The sequence below is a fragment of the Dietzia sp. CQ4 genome (assembly GCF_014145125.1).
Lineage (GTDB): Bacteria > Actinomycetota > Actinomycetes > Mycobacteriales > Mycobacteriaceae > Dietzia > Dietzia natronolimnaea.
The window spans coordinates 1-13,280 of the sequence record NZ_JAALDZ010000250.1 but is presented as its reverse complement, the minus strand read 5'-3'; the positions used below and the strand labels follow the sequence as shown (position 1 = coordinate 13,280).

The 13,280-nt window shown below is 70.1% G+C and carries 12 protein-coding genes and 1 pseudogene; 3 read left to right on the top strand and 10 right to left on the bottom strand.

Going from position 1 to position 13,280, the window contains the following annotated elements:
* The 7 genes and pseudogenes from G6031_RS13855 to G6031_RS13825 form a co-directional block, all read right to left on the bottom strand.
* Positions 1-333, bottom strand: a 333-nt coding sequence (locus G6031_RS13855) for a DnaJ domain-containing protein (protein WP_182653571.1), incomplete at its 3' end; no start/stop codon positions are given.
* A 60-nt stretch (positions 334-393) separates the two neighbouring features.
* A complete protein-coding gene (gene hrcA / locus G6031_RS13850; protein ID WP_179524962.1) occupies positions 394-1,434 on the bottom strand; it encodes a heat-inducible transcriptional repressor HrcA in 1,041 nt (346 codons plus the stop codon).
* 49 nt (positions 1,435-1,483) lie between these two features.
* Positions 1,484-2,701 (bottom strand): radical SAM family heme chaperone HemW, encoded by a 1,218-nt coding sequence (gene hemW, locus G6031_RS13845; protein ID WP_182653570.1) that lies wholly within the window; start codon positions 2,699-2,701, stop codon positions 1,484-1,486.
* A 785-nt stretch (positions 2,702-3,486) separates the two neighbouring features.
* Positions 3,487-4,866: pseudogene (locus G6031_RS18950) on the bottom strand (wax ester/triacylglycerol synthase family O-acyltransferase); the annotation flags it as partial.
* 141 nt (positions 4,867-5,007) lie between these two features.
* A complete protein-coding gene (locus G6031_RS13835; protein WP_179524959.1) occupies positions 5,008-5,217 on the bottom strand; it encodes a hypothetical protein in 210 nt (69 codons plus the stop codon).
* 9 nt (positions 5,218-5,226) lie between these two features.
* Complete coding sequence (locus G6031_RS13830; protein ID WP_182638774.1) at positions 5,227-7,335, bottom strand: M3 family metallopeptidase; 2,109 nt, start codon at positions 7,333-7,335, stop codon at positions 5,227-5,229.
* Positions 7,336-7,368: 33 nt separating this feature from the next.
* The gene (locus tag G6031_RS13825) at positions 7,369-8,190 is read right to left on the bottom strand and encodes a TSUP family transporter (protein ID WP_179524957.1); all 822 of its coding nucleotides are present in this window, start codon (positions 8,188-8,190) and stop codon (positions 7,369-7,371) included.
* Positions 8,191-8,216: 26 nt separating this feature from the next.
* Here G6031_RS13825 and G6031_RS13820 point away from each other — a divergent pair, with 26 nt between their 5' ends.
* Positions 8,217-8,735 (top strand): CGNR zinc finger domain-containing protein, encoded by a 519-nt coding sequence (locus tag G6031_RS13820; RefSeq protein WP_179524956.1) that lies wholly within the window; start codon positions 8,217-8,219, stop codon positions 8,733-8,735.
* Positions 8,736-8,774: 39 nt separating this feature from the next.
* On the opposite strand, the gene lepA is transcribed toward G6031_RS13820, so the two are convergent.
* Positions 8,775-10,634 carry a translation elongation factor 4 gene (lepA, locus tag G6031_RS13815; RefSeq protein ID WP_179524955.1) on the bottom strand — a complete coding sequence of 620 codons (1,860 nt, stop codon included), beginning with the start codon at positions 10,632-10,634 and terminating at the stop codon, positions 8,775-8,777.
* Between the two features lie 58 nt (positions 10,635-10,692).
* A complete protein-coding gene (locus tag G6031_RS13810) occupies positions 10,693-11,415 on the bottom strand; it encodes an EthD domain-containing protein (RefSeq protein WP_182653568.1) in 723 nt (240 codons plus the stop codon).
* 35 nt (positions 11,416-11,450) lie between these two features.
* Between G6031_RS13810 and G6031_RS13805 the strand changes: the two genes are divergently transcribed.
* Positions 11,451-11,999 (top strand): type II toxin-antitoxin system PemK/MazF family toxin, encoded by a 549-nt coding sequence (locus tag G6031_RS13805; protein ID WP_182639854.1) that lies wholly within the window; start codon positions 11,451-11,453, stop codon positions 11,997-11,999.
* A 207-nt stretch (positions 12,000-12,206) separates the two neighbouring features.
* Positions 12,207-12,467: a 30S ribosomal protein S20 gene (rpsT, locus tag G6031_RS13800; RefSeq protein WP_179524952.1), complete on the top strand. Its 261-nt coding sequence runs from the start codon at positions 12,207-12,209 to the stop codon at positions 12,465-12,467.
* Positions 12,468-12,582: 115 nt separating this feature from the next.
* Here rpsT and holA read toward each other — a convergent pair.
* A partial coding sequence (gene holA, locus G6031_RS13795; protein WP_182653567.1) for a DNA polymerase III subunit delta occupies positions 12,583-13,280 on the bottom strand: 698 nt, incomplete at its 5' end.

Below are 13,280 nucleotides of genomic sequence, written 5' to 3'. Positions count from 1 at the left end.
GCGTCCGCCGCCGCCCCCGCCGCCACCGAAGAACGCCTCGAACACGTCGCCGAGACCGCCGCCGGCGCCGAAGCCACCGCCACCGAAACCGCCGCCGTATCCGCCGCCGGGCGACGAGTCGAGGGGATCGCCGCCCATGTCCACGACACGGCGCTTCTCGGGGTCGGTGAGGACCTCGTACATCGCCGTGATCTCCGTGAACCGCTCACGCGCCTCGTCCGACGGGTTGACATCGGGGTGCAACTCGCGGGCGAGCTTGCGGTAGGCGCGCTTGATCTCGGACTCCGAGGCACCCCGATCGACCCCGAGGGTCCCGTAGTAGTCGCGTGACACGTGTCGCCTTTCGTCAAATGAACTCAATGGAAGAACTGGTCCCGGGTGAGGCTACGGGCGTCAGTGCCCGGACAGGATCTCGCCCACGTAGTGGGCAACAGCGGCGACCGAGGCGATTGTTCCCGGGTAGTCCATCCTCGTGGGCCCGAGCACCCCCATCCCGCCGAGCATCTGGCGCTCGGAACCGTACACGGAGGACACCACCGACGCGCCGCGGATCTCCGCCGCCCGGGTCTCCTCCCCGATCTGGACGGTGACCCCTCCGGGCCCTCCCATCCCCACGGACTGCGCCGCCGAGAGCAGCCGGAGGATCACGACCTGCTCCTCCAGGGCCTCGAGGACCGACCTGAGGGACCCGTCGAAGTCGGCTGCGCTGCGCGTGAGGTTGGCGGTGCCGCCCAGGACGATTCGGTCGTCGGGCTGCTCCACCAATGTCTCCACCAGCACCGTCACGCACCGTTCCGCCGCATCGCGGTGGTCCGGACGAGCGCGGTCAGGCGTGGCCGCCAGGGCCTCGGAGGCCTCGCTGAGCCGCTTGTCCGCGACCGCCTCCGAGAGGAGGGACCGGAGCTCGGCCAGATGGTCGTCCGTCAGCGGGGCCGCGAGTTCGACGGTCCGCTGGTCCACCCTGCCGGTGTCGGTGATCAGCACCAGCAACAGACGGGTGGGGGCCAGGCTCACCACCTCCAGGTGGCGCACGGTGGAGCGGCCCAGGACCGGGTACTGGACGACGGCGACCTGGCGGGTGAGCTGGGAGAGCAACCGCACGGCCCGCCGGAGGACGTCGTCCAGGTCGACGGCACCCTCGAGAAACGCCTGGATGGCCTTCCGCTGGGCGCGCGAGAGGGGGGTGATCTCCTCGATCGAGTCGACGAAGTGGCGGTAGCCCTTCTCCGTGGGGATCCGTCCGGAACTGGTGTGGGGCTGGACGATGAAGCCCTCCGCCTCGAGGACGGCCATGTCGTTGCGGATCGTCGCACTGGAGACCCCCAGGGAATGGCGGTCGACCAGCGTCTTGGAGCCGACCGGCTCGTGCGAGGCGATGTAGTCGGAGACGATCGCGCGCAAGACCTCGGTCCTACGATCGGCCGTGCTCGACATGGATCCCCCTCCTCGCGCCCTGCGTACAGACGATTCTAGGCCAGCGGCTCTACAGGAGGACGTCGCGTACGACACCGTCCGCCAGCAACCTGCCCGACTCCGTCAACGCGTACCCGGGACCGTCGGGCCCGTCGGCGGGCCGCCGCCGTAGCAGACCCGCCGACACCTGGAGGTCCGCACGTTCCCTCTCCTGCGCCGTGAACGCCCCGTCGGGGAGCCCCTCGGCCAGCCGGAGGCCGGTCATGATCCGCTCGAGGTGACGGTCGTCGTCGTGCAGTCGCTCCCCGCCCTCGACCGGGAGGTCCCCGGCGTCGCACGCCGCGGCGTAGCGCGCGGGATGGCGCAGGTTCCACCACCGGGCTCCGGCGACGTGGGAGTGCGCCCCGGGTCCGATCCCCCACCAGTCACCGCCGCGCCAGTACCCCATGTTGTGACGGCAGTAACCCGACTCGTCGGTCGCGAAGTTGGAGACCTCGTACCAGTGGAACCCCGAGCGCGACAGTCGCTCCGCCACCTGTTCGTAGCGGTCGGCCAGCACGTCGTCGACGGTCCCGGGCAGTTCTCCCCGACGGATTCTCCGGGCCAGGGCGGTGCCGTCCTCGACGATGAGCGAGTAGGCGGAGACGTGGTCCACCCCTGCGTCGACCACGGCGTCGAGGGTGCGGGCGAGGTCGTCGTCGGTCTCCCCCGGCGTCCCGTAGATCACGTCCAGGTTGACGTGGTCGAACCCGGCTCGGGCGGCCTCGGCGACCGCCTCCTGCGGGCGACCGGGGGTGTGGGCGCGGTCCAGGACGCGCAGGACGTGCGCCGCGGTGGACTGCATCCCCAGCGAGATCCGCGTGTATCCGCCCTCGCGCAGTCGTCCGAAGAACTCCGGGGAGGTGGATTCGGGATTGCTCTCGGTGGTCACCTCGGCTCCGGGCGCGAGCCCGAACGTCGACCGGATCCGATCGAGCATCCCCACCAGGACGTCCGCACCCACCAGCGACGGGGTTCCGCCGCCGACGAAGACGGTGTCGACCTTCGGCGGGGTGCCCGACCCGGCCAGCACCGACGCCGCCCGCTCGATCTCCAGTGCGGCCGCCCGTTCCCAGTCGGCGGGCGAGGTGGCGGACCCGAGTTCCCCCGCCGTGTACGTGTTGAAGTCGCAGTAGCCACAGCGGGACGCACAGAACGGGACGTGGAGGTAGATCCCGAACGGCGCCCGCGGGTCGCGCGGCGGCGGGGAGAGAGCGAGACCAGCCGGATCGTGGGCCCCGGTCGTCACGCCTGACCGGTCACGCGGTCGCCACCGGTCTCACCGCCCCCCGACTCGGAGGTCGCGGGCCCCTCGTCCGGAACGGTGGCGGCCGGGGCGCTGTAGGTCGGTGCGGCGGCGTCGGGCCCCGTGGCGGTACCGGTCGCCGGTTCGGACGCGGAAGAGTTGTCTGGTCTGGGCACGGAGCCCACAGTGCCGGATGACGGGTTGGCCGTGCGCTCGACGGGGGTGACGGGCTTGGAACCCGTGGGCTTGTCGGACGTCTTCCGGGCCGAGGTCTTCCTCGCGGCGGCGGTCCTGGAGGCCGACTTCTCACCAGCCGATGTCGAGGCGGGGGCGGTCCGGCCCGTGGTCTTCTCGGCGGTCGGCTTGGTCGCGGTGGATGTCTTCCTGGGGGCGGTCGACTTCCTGGCGGCTGTCGTCTTGGTGGTGGCCGAGGTCTTCTTCGCGGGAGCCTTCTTCGCTGGAGCCTTTTTCGCCGGGGCCTTCTTCGCGGTCGTCTTCTCCGCCGGGGTCTTCTCCGCGGTCGTCTTCTCTGCCGGGGCCTTCTTCGCGGGAGCCTTTTTCGCGGGAGCCTTTTTCGCCGGGGCCTTCTCCGCGGTCGACGTCTTCGCGGTCGATTTCTTCGCCGGGGCCTTCTTCGCCGGGCGCTGTCGGTCGGAGGCGTTCGTGGCGGCCCCGTCCTTGCTCGCGGACGACTGACGGCCCGCCTTCTTCAGGTCCTTCCGCAACTGCGCCAACTCGGCGGCGGACATCCGCTCCGCCGTGGGGGTCCCGCTCGCCTCGCGCTTCTCGGCGGCCTCGACGAGTTCCTCCATGGCCTCGCTCACCGCGTGGGCCATGGGCCAGGGGTCGGGAACGAGGTCCTTGCACGCGATGAACCCGAAGTGCAGCTCTCCGTCGAGCGACATCACCGTGCAGTTGAGGCCAGCGCCGTGGAACACCGGCCCCATCGGCAGCATCTTCGTGACCCTGGCCCCGAGGAAGTACAGCGGGATGTTGGGACCGGGCACGTTGGAGATGATGAGGTTGTGCACCACCGGGTGGCGCTCGGAGAGCCTCAGGCGCGAGTACATCCGGACCGCGGAACCGAAGACGGACGGCGCCGCGAACTGCGCCCAGTCGGTCAGGAGATTGGCGTCGAGTGCGTCGGTGTGGTCCTTGGCGACGGTGTTGGCGTCCCGGATCGACTCCAGACGCTCGACCGGGTCGTCGATGTCCGTGGCGAGCGACATGAACATGCCCGACACCCGGTTGGTGCCGGGGCGTGACTCCGCGGCGTGCACCGACATCGGGACCATCGCGATGAGGGGCTTCGACGGCAACTCGTCCAGGTCGTCGAGGTAGTTGCGCAGGGCGGTCGAGCAGAGGGCCAGCACGACGTCGTTGACGGTGGTGCCGAAGGCGTTCTTGATCCGCTTGACCTGGTCCAGGTCCACACTGGCGTAAGAGATGGACCGGTGCCCGGTGATGGTGCGGTTGAACGGGGTGCGCGGGGCGGTGAACGGTGCCGGCATGGCGAGACCCTTGCGGGCCCTGTTGATCCACGAGGGAAGGACACCCAGTGTCCCCGGCAACAGCGAGGCCAGACGCCACGGGGTGGCCAGCCGGGACAACGCCCCGCCGACGGCCAGTTCGAGGGCTCCCGAGCCTCCGGCGGTCTCCTGCACCAGTTCCTGGTCGAGGGACGGATCCTCCGGGGTGAGCGAGCACAGCTGGGACATCATGTTGGCGCCCGTGACGCCGTCGACGGTCGAGTGGTGCATCTTGGCGAACACCGCGAACCGTCCGTCGGGCAGCCCCTCGATGACGTACATCTGCCACAGCGGCATCGATCGGTCTATCGGCTGGCTGGCCAGGTGACCGCACAACTCGGCGAGGACCTCGTCACCACCCGGTTCCGGCAGGCCGACCCGGTGGAGGTGGTGGTCGATGTTGAAGTCCTCGGCCTCGACCCACACCGGGTGGTCGATGTTCAGCAGTGAGTCGTGCAACTTGCGCCGGAAACCCGGCATCCCGGTGACCCGGCGGGCGAGTTCCGCCCGCAGCGCGTCGAACGAGTAGCCGCCGTTCATCTCGGACCCGTCGAGGACGATCAACCCGCACACGTGCAGGAGCTGGGCCCTGGTCTCGAAGTAGAGGAAGCTGGCGTCAAGTCCACTCAGGCGCTGCATGGAGGGAGTGTACGTCCGGAGTCCGTCCCGCAGAGTCGGTTCCGCGGACGGCCTGTCCTCACCAGACGTCGAGGATGAGCCACGCGATCACGACGAGCGCGATCAGCAGGATCAGGGCGAGAGTCACACGCGACCGGGGCATCAGAGGACCTCCTTCCCGGTCTCGGGGTCCCCGGCGGCGACGAGCCCCCGGAACCGGTGCACGAGCACATCGGCCACCCGCTCGACGACCACCGCGACCAGGAAGAACAGCGGGACTCCGGCGGCGAGCATGATGAACACCTGCAGGGGGAACGGCAGGGTGGCGAGCCAGAGCTCGACCCTGTCCCAGAACTCGAGGAATGCCGTCACGGATCGATCCTACGACCGGCCGGCGGTGGCGACCTCGCGGCCGCCCACCACCGAACTGTCCAGGCCCCGGCGACGCAGCAGCGCCGAGGGACTCGGGTCCGCACCGCGCATCGCCCGGTAGGCGTCGAGGAAGTCGATCGCCCCGCCGCGGGACAGGACCTCACGGCGCATCGCGTCCCCCGAGGACCGCTTCAGTCCCCCACGTTCGGCGAACCACTCGGCGGCGTCCGCGTCGAGCACCTCGGCCCAGAAGTAGGAGTAGTAGGCCGCCGAGTACCCGCCGGCGAAGATGTGCTGGAAGTACCGCGACCGGTACCTGGGCTCGACGCCGGGGACGTCCAGTCCCGCCTCGGCCAGCACCCTGGCCTCGAACTCGTCGACATCCGTCACCGCTTCGGCCTCCTCGAGGGTCAGCGAGTGCCAGGCCAGGTCCAGGAGGGCGGCGGCGAGGTACTCGACGGTGGCCTGCCCCTCACCGAAGCGTTCGGCCTCCCGCATCCGCGCGACGAGATCCTCGGCGATCGGCTCCCCCGTCTCCACGTGCCGGGCGTATCGCGCGAGCATCTCCGGCCGGCGCGCCCACATCTCGTTGACCTGTGAGGGGAACTCGACGAAGTCGCGGGGCACCGAGGTCCCGGAGAACACCGGGTACTCCACGTCCGAGAGCAGGCCGTGGAGGGCGTGCCCGAACTCGTGGAACATCGTCGTGACCTCGTCCATGGTGAGCAGCGTCGGCTCACCCGCCGCGGGGCGGGACAGGTTCATGACGTTGACGACGACGGGACGCGAATCCAGGAGCCGGGACTGGTCGCGGAACGAACTCATCCAGGCCCCGCCCCGCTTGGTCGGACGTGCGTAGTAGTCGAGGAGCAGCAGACCGATCCCGGCGTCGGGCTGGTCCCGCTGGTCGTCGAAGACCTCGATCACCCGGACGTCCGGGAGGAATCCGCGCAGGTCCGTCCGCTCGGCGAAGCGCAGGCCGTAGAGTTCGGAGGCCGAGTGCATGACCGCGTCGCGCATTACGCGCTCGAGCTCGAAGTACGGCCGGACGCGTGCGTCGTCCACCTGGAAGCGGTCGGCGCGCAGCCGCTCGGACTCCCAGGCCCAGTCGGCCGGGTTCAACTCGCGGTCGTCCCCGCCGAGCAGGTCCTTGGCCTCGTTGCGGGCATTGGTGACGGCGGCGTCGACCACGTCGAGCAGCAGACCTCGTGCCGCCTCGGGCGACCCGGCCGTCTCCACGGCGAGTACGTGCTCGGCGTGGGAGCCCAGCCCCAACAGGTGCGCGCGCTCGGCGCGGAGCCGGACGATCTCCAGGACGATCGGGGAGTTGTCGTGCTCCGGGGTCGAACCCCGTCGCAGCGAGGCCTCCATGACCCGCCGCCGCAGACCCTGATGGTCCAGCCACGCGGAGATCGGCTGCACCGTGGGCAGTCCCAGCGGGATGAGCCAACCCTCGCGTCCCGCCTCCGCGGCCGCGGCGGCGAGCGATGAGCGCATGGACGCGGGCAGCCCGGCCAGCTCCGCCTCGTCGGTCACGGGGACGGCGAGCTCGGCGGTGGAGGCGAGCAGGTTCTCCCCGAACGCCGTGGTCAGTTCGGCCAACCGGGTGTCGATCGCCGTCAGCCGCTCGCGGCCCGCCTCGTCGAGTCCCGCACCCGCCCGGAGGAGGTCACGGTGATGCCGACGGATCAGCCGCGCGGTCTCGTCGTCGACCTCCAGCTCCCCCGACTCCAACGCCGAGTGGACGGCGTCGACCCGCGCGTGGAGGCCCTGATCGGTCATGACGGCCGAGCCGTGGGCGGCCAGGAGCGGCGAGACCACCCGGTCCACGTCGAGCCGGGCGGGGGTCGCATCCGGACCGAGGAGCCCGTAGAACACCGACAGGACCCGGTGGAGCGCCCGGCCCGACCGCTCGAGGGCGATGACCGTGTTGGCGACGGACGGCGGTTCCGGGTTGGCCACGATCGCCGCGACCTCGGCCGCGTGGTCGTCGATCGCCGTCCGGATGGCCGGCTCCAGCTCCGCCTCGTCGATCGCCGCGAAGTCGGGCAACCCGTACGGCAACGGTGACTCGTCGAGCAGCGGGTGGCGGCCGGGTTCGGGGCTCGGGAGGGTCATGGGGGCGAGTCTACGTCGGCTCCGCGGGACGCCTCACGTCCACTGGGCCACCGTGTCCCACGCCAACTTGACCGCCAGGATGCCGATGACCACGAGGAACACCACCCGGATGAACTCGTTGCCGTGTCGCATCGCCATCCGCGCGCCGATGAACCCCCCGGTGAGGTTGGCCACCGCCATACAGCCACCGATGAGCCACAGCACCTCGCCGTGGATGCCGAACACCAGGATCGAGGCGATGTTGGTGGTGAGGTTGGCGAGCTTGGCCGCCACGGTCCCCTGCAGGAAGCCGAAGCCCAGGAACGCGACGATCGCGATCACGAAGAACGACCCGGTCCCCGGACCCAGGACCCCGTCGTAGAACCCGATCAGCAGACCGATCAGCGCCGATCGCCAGATGCGCGCCCACCCGGTGTACCGGTTCTCGTGGGTGCGACCCATGGTGGGCCGGAACCACGTGTAGGCGCCCACCACGATGACGGCCACCAGGACGACCGGCGTGAGCAGGTCCCTCGGGATGAACCTGGCGACCGACGAGCCGGCGGCCGACCCGGCGAACGCCGCGACCACCAGCGGGAGCACCATCCCGATCGGCACCCGGATCCGGCGCAGGTAGGTCAGGGAGGCGACCAGCGTCCCGGCGACCGAGGAGAGTTTGTTGGTCCCGAGGATCTCCGGGGTCGAGGCATCCGCGGGCAGTCCGAGCACCAGCGCCGGGAGCTGGATGAGTCCTCCCCCGCCGACCACCGAGTCGACCCAGCCGGCGACGAACGCGGCCAGCACGAGCGCGGCCAGGACCCACACGGAGACCCCCACCGCCGGGGACGCGGCCAGACCCGCGAATGACTGAGGCATACCGATCACTGTGCTGTAATCGGTTTGTGTATATCAACCCTTACGGGGCCGATCCGGTGACCCTCGCCGCCGACCTGGCGAACCGCCGCCCCCGCACCACCCGCGAACTGGTGGACCGCTGCCGCGAATCGGGGGTGACCATCGACCGGGGGGCGTGTGACGAGGACCTCGAGGAGGTGCTGACGTTTCTCGACGACTGGCTCGTCGTCGTCGACACCACCGACCCCCGCGGGCGGGCCGACGCCCTCAACGCCCTGCTCGCCGACCACTCGGCGCCGCCACGCCTGACCGACCACGACGGCCACTGGCACGTGCACTACCGCGCGGACGACGTCTCGTTCGCCCGACTGCTCACCGCCATGTTCTCCGTGGGCACCGCACTCCACCTGACCTCACGCGGCATCGACCGTCTGGCCCGGTGTGCGGCCGACGACTGCGCGGACGTCTTCGCCGACACCACCCGCAACGGACGCAAGCGGTACTGCTCGACCCGCTGCACCAACCGGTCCGCCGTACGGCGACACAGAGCGAGGACCTGGGCGTGAGCCCGGGCGGACCCGACGGCCGCTACTACTCGTCCGCGCTCACTTCTTGTCCGCGCTCGAGTCCGCGGACAGCGCGGCCACGAAGGCCTCCTGGGGGACGTCCACGCGACCGATCGACTTCATGCGCTTCTTGCCCTCCTTCTGCTTCTCGAGCAGCTTGCGCTTGCGGCTGATGTCGCCGCCGTAGCACTTGGAGAGCACGTCCTTGCGGATCGCGCGGATGTTCTCGCGGGAGATGATCTTCGCGCCGATCGCCGCCTGGATGGGCACCTCGTACTGCTGACGCGGGATGAGCTCCTTGAGCTTGCCCGTCATCTTGTTGCCGTAGGCCTGCGCGTAATCCCGGTGCACGATCGCGGAGAACGCGTCCACGGCCTCCCCCTGCAGCAGGATGTCGACCTTGACCAGATCGGACGCCTGCTCGCCGGCCTCCTCGTAGTCCATCGACGCGTATCCCTTGGTGCGGGACTTGAGCGAGTCGAAGAAGTCGAAAATGATCTCGCCCATCGGCATGACGTAGCGCAGCTCCACGCGGGTCTCGGACAGGTAGTCCATGCCCTTCATCTCGCCGCGCTTGGACTGGCACAGTTCCATGACGGTGCCCACGAACTCGCTGGGCACGATGATCGTGCACTTGACGATCGGCTCGAAGATCTCGCGGTGCTTGCCCTCGGGCCAGTACGACGGGTTGGTGACCTGGTGCTCGGTTCCGTCCTCGGCGACCACTCGGTACACCACGTTCGGCGCGGTGGAGATCAGGGCGAGGTTGAACTCCCGCTCCAACCGGTCCCGGGTGATCTCCATGTGCAGCAGACCCAGGAAACCGCAGCGGAAGCCGAAACCGAGCGCGACGGAGGTCTCCGGCTCGTAGTCGAGCGACGCGTCGTTGAGTTGCAGCTTGTCCAGGGCGTCGCGCAGGACCGGGTAGTCGGACCCGTCGATCGGGTACAGCCCGGAGAACACCATGGGGTTGGGCTCCTTGTACCCCGCCAGAGGCTCCTCCGCCCCGCCGCGGGCGCTGGTGATCGTGTCACCGACCTTGGACTGGCGGACGTCCTTGACCCCGGTGATCAGGTACCCGACCTCGCCCGGGCCCAACCCCTTGGTCACCTTGGGTTCCGGCGAGATGATCCCGACCTCGAGCGCCTCGTGCGTCGACCCCGTCGACATCATCCTGACCTTCTCGCGCGGATTCAGCGTCCCGTCGAAGACCCGGACGTAGGTGACCACGCCTCGGTAGGTGTCATAGACCGAGTCGAAGATCATCGCGCGGGCCGGGGCGTCCGGGTCGCCCACCGGCGCGGGGATCACGTCACACACCTTGTCCAGCAGTTCCTCGACGCCCACGCCCGTCTTGCCGGAGACCCGCAGGACGTCCTCCGGCTCGCACCCCACGATGTGGGAGATCTCCTCGGCGAAGCGGTCCGGGTCCGCCGCGGGGAGGTCGATCTTGTTGAGCACCGGGATGATCTCGAGGTCGTTCTCCATGGCCAGGTACAGGTTGGCCAGCGTCTGGGCCTCGATGCCCTGCGCGGCGTCCACCAGCAGGATCGCCCCCTCGCACGCCTCGAGGGCGCGGGAGACCTCGTAGGTGAAGTCCACGTGGCCCGGGGTGTCGATCATGTGCAGCACGATCTCCTCACCCTCGTGGGCACCGGAGCGCGGCACCCACGGCAGGCGGACGTTCTGCGCCTTGATGGTGATGCCGCGTTCGCGCTCGATGTCCATGCGGTCGAGGTACTGGGCCCGCATGAGCCGCTCCTCGACCACACCGGTGATCTGCAGCATGCGGTCGGCCAGCGTCGACTTGCCGTGGTCGATGTGCGCGATGATGCAGAAGTTCCTGATCCTGGCCGGATCGGTGAACGTCGTCTCTGCGAAGTTGGGAATCTCGATCACTCCTGGAGGCGGGCCCGGGCGTGGCGGGGTGCGGTCCGACCGGGCGATGCCCCCATTGTCACACGTGCGGGCTCCGGATACGCATCACGTACCGTCCCGTGGGGATCGCGTCGACCGTGCCGTCGTCGAGGAACCGGGCCGTCGAGGCGGTCATGGCCTTGATGTTGTGGCTCATCCTCTCATCGCTGCCCCGGGAGTCGAAGAACACCCCGAGGTCCCCGGCCGCCTCGATCGGGAACACCTCCTCGACGATCCCCGCGATCTCCGGCGCGTCCCCGGTCAGTGCGCGGACCACCACGTGCTGGGTGTAGGCGGTGGTGGACTGCGTCTCGATCGCCACCGGCGTGTGCTCCTCGAGCCAGACGCGCAGCCATTCGTCGCGGTCCAGCCGCCCGGGGCGACGCAGGAAGGCCAGATTGGCCATCCCGGGACACCTCCCGTCCTCCCCCGGCTCCGGCACGCGGAGCGGCTCCGATCCGGTCACCGACCACGCGGAGACCGGGCCCAGCCCGCGAAGGGCGTCGAGGACGCCGGCGCAGGCGGTGGCCGAGGCCACCGGCACCCGCGCGCGGACCGCCGCGAGCACCGGCCGCGGGGTCACCTGCACGTCGATCATCGCGCCGGCCACCGCCTCGTCGCGGACGTTCACCACGTACTCGGTCACCCCGAGGTCGGCGAGCGGGCCGTCCACCGCCCGGGCGATGTCCGACCGCAGCCGGGAGGCGTCGGGCCCGGCACGTTCCGGGTCGTCCGCCCACACCACCGCCAAGAGCATGTCCATGAACCGGGATCCTAGATGCCGTTACCCTGGCGGACATGGCGATCGACTGGGCCCGGATGGGTCGCACCGCGGCCCGGATGAGCCGCAAGTACGGACCGACGGTGGCCCTCGAGGTGCGTCGGCGCCTCGAGGATCGCGGGATCACCTCCGCCGCGCCGCGTGGGGCCGTGGGGGCGGGACGACCCACCACGTCCGGGACCGTGCCCACGTCGAGTCGCGCGCGGACCGTCTCCTACGCACCCGACCTCGACGGTCGGGCCGATCCGGGAGAGATCGTGTGGACGTGGGTCGAGTTCGAGGAGGCCGACGGACGCGGGAAGGACCGTCCGGTCCTGGTGGTGGGCCGCGACGGCGATCGACTGCTCGGCCTCATGCTCTCCTCGCAGGACAGGCGGGACGACGACGAGGGGTGGCTCGGGCTCGGCACCGGACCGTGGGACGCGGAGGGCCGACCGAGCTGGGTCCGCCTGGACCGCGTGCTGGACGTGCCCGAACAGGGCATCCGACGCGAGGGGGCCGTCTGCTCCCGCGCCACGTTCGACCGGGTCGCGGACCGGTTGCGCTCGGACTACGGCTGGCGCTGACGGGCGGTGGTGGCGGGCAGCCCGACACGGGCCCGACCGGGTGCTCGCCCACCCGTCACGCGTTTTGGCCGGTGACGCCGCCGCTGGTAAAGTGGGTCGTCGGTGTCCACCGGATCGCATTGCGCGTGTTCGAGCGGACTAGAGACATGACATCAGATCGACCGGATCCCCCGCGGAGCCGTCGACACACGACCGAAGGTGTGACCAGTGGCAAACATCAAGTCCCAGAAGAAGCGGAACCTCACCAACGAGCGCAACCGTCTCCGCAACCAGTCGATCAAGTCGTCTCTGCGTTCCGCCATCCGCAGCCTGCGTGAGGCCACCGAGGCCGGCGACAAGGCCAAGGCCGGCGCCCTCCTCGTCGCCACCTCGCGTCAGCTCGACAAGGCCGCCACCAAGGGTGTCATCCACCAGAACCAGGCCGCCAACAAGAAGTCGTCGCTCGCCAAGGCCGTCAACGCGCTCTGAGGCGACCCGCTCCCCCAGTCGGGGAGCACAGCCCCGCGTCGCTCGCCGCCGCGATGAGGCTCCGAGGGCCCACCCCCGCACCGATCGAGTGCGCGTGGTGGGCCCTCGTCGCGTTCTAGGCGACGCCGGCCAGTGACCCCACCTCCCGCACCGCCCGCTCGAGCGCGTACGAGGTGTCCTCCGCCTGCCCCTTGACCTCGCCGTTGAGGCGGGCCACCACCTGGAGGGCGCTGCCGAGGGTGTCGATGGACCAGTACCGGGTCTGCGCGGTGACCTTCTTGACCTTCCACGGAGGCAGGCCCTGCCGCGCCAGTTCGGCCGGCGGGGTGCCCCGTTGGGTGCCCACCATGGCGATCGAGTTCACGGCGTCCGCGAGAGCGTCCGCCAACACGACGTGCGGGACTCCCGTGTGCATGGCCCATTCGAGCGCCTCGATCGCGCCGGCCACATCCCCGGTGACCGCGCGCTCGGCCACGGTGAAGCCGCTGACCCCCACGACCCCGGAGTGATAACGGCGCACCGCTTCGACGTCGACCTTCCCCCCGGTGTCGGCCACCAGCTGGCCACACGCCGACGCCAGCTGCCGAAGGTCCGTGCCCACCGCCTCCACCAGGGCCTCACACGCCTCGGGGGCCACCCGGACGTCGAGACCCCGGAACTCCGAGCGCACGAATCCCACCACGTCCATGTGGCGGGAGAGCCTGCCGGCCGCGTGCTCCTGCGCACCGGCCTTACGCAGGTCCGGTACGAGCGCCTTGGCCCGACCCCCGCCCGTGTGCTGGACCACCATGACCGTCTGGTCCGGCAGGTCGA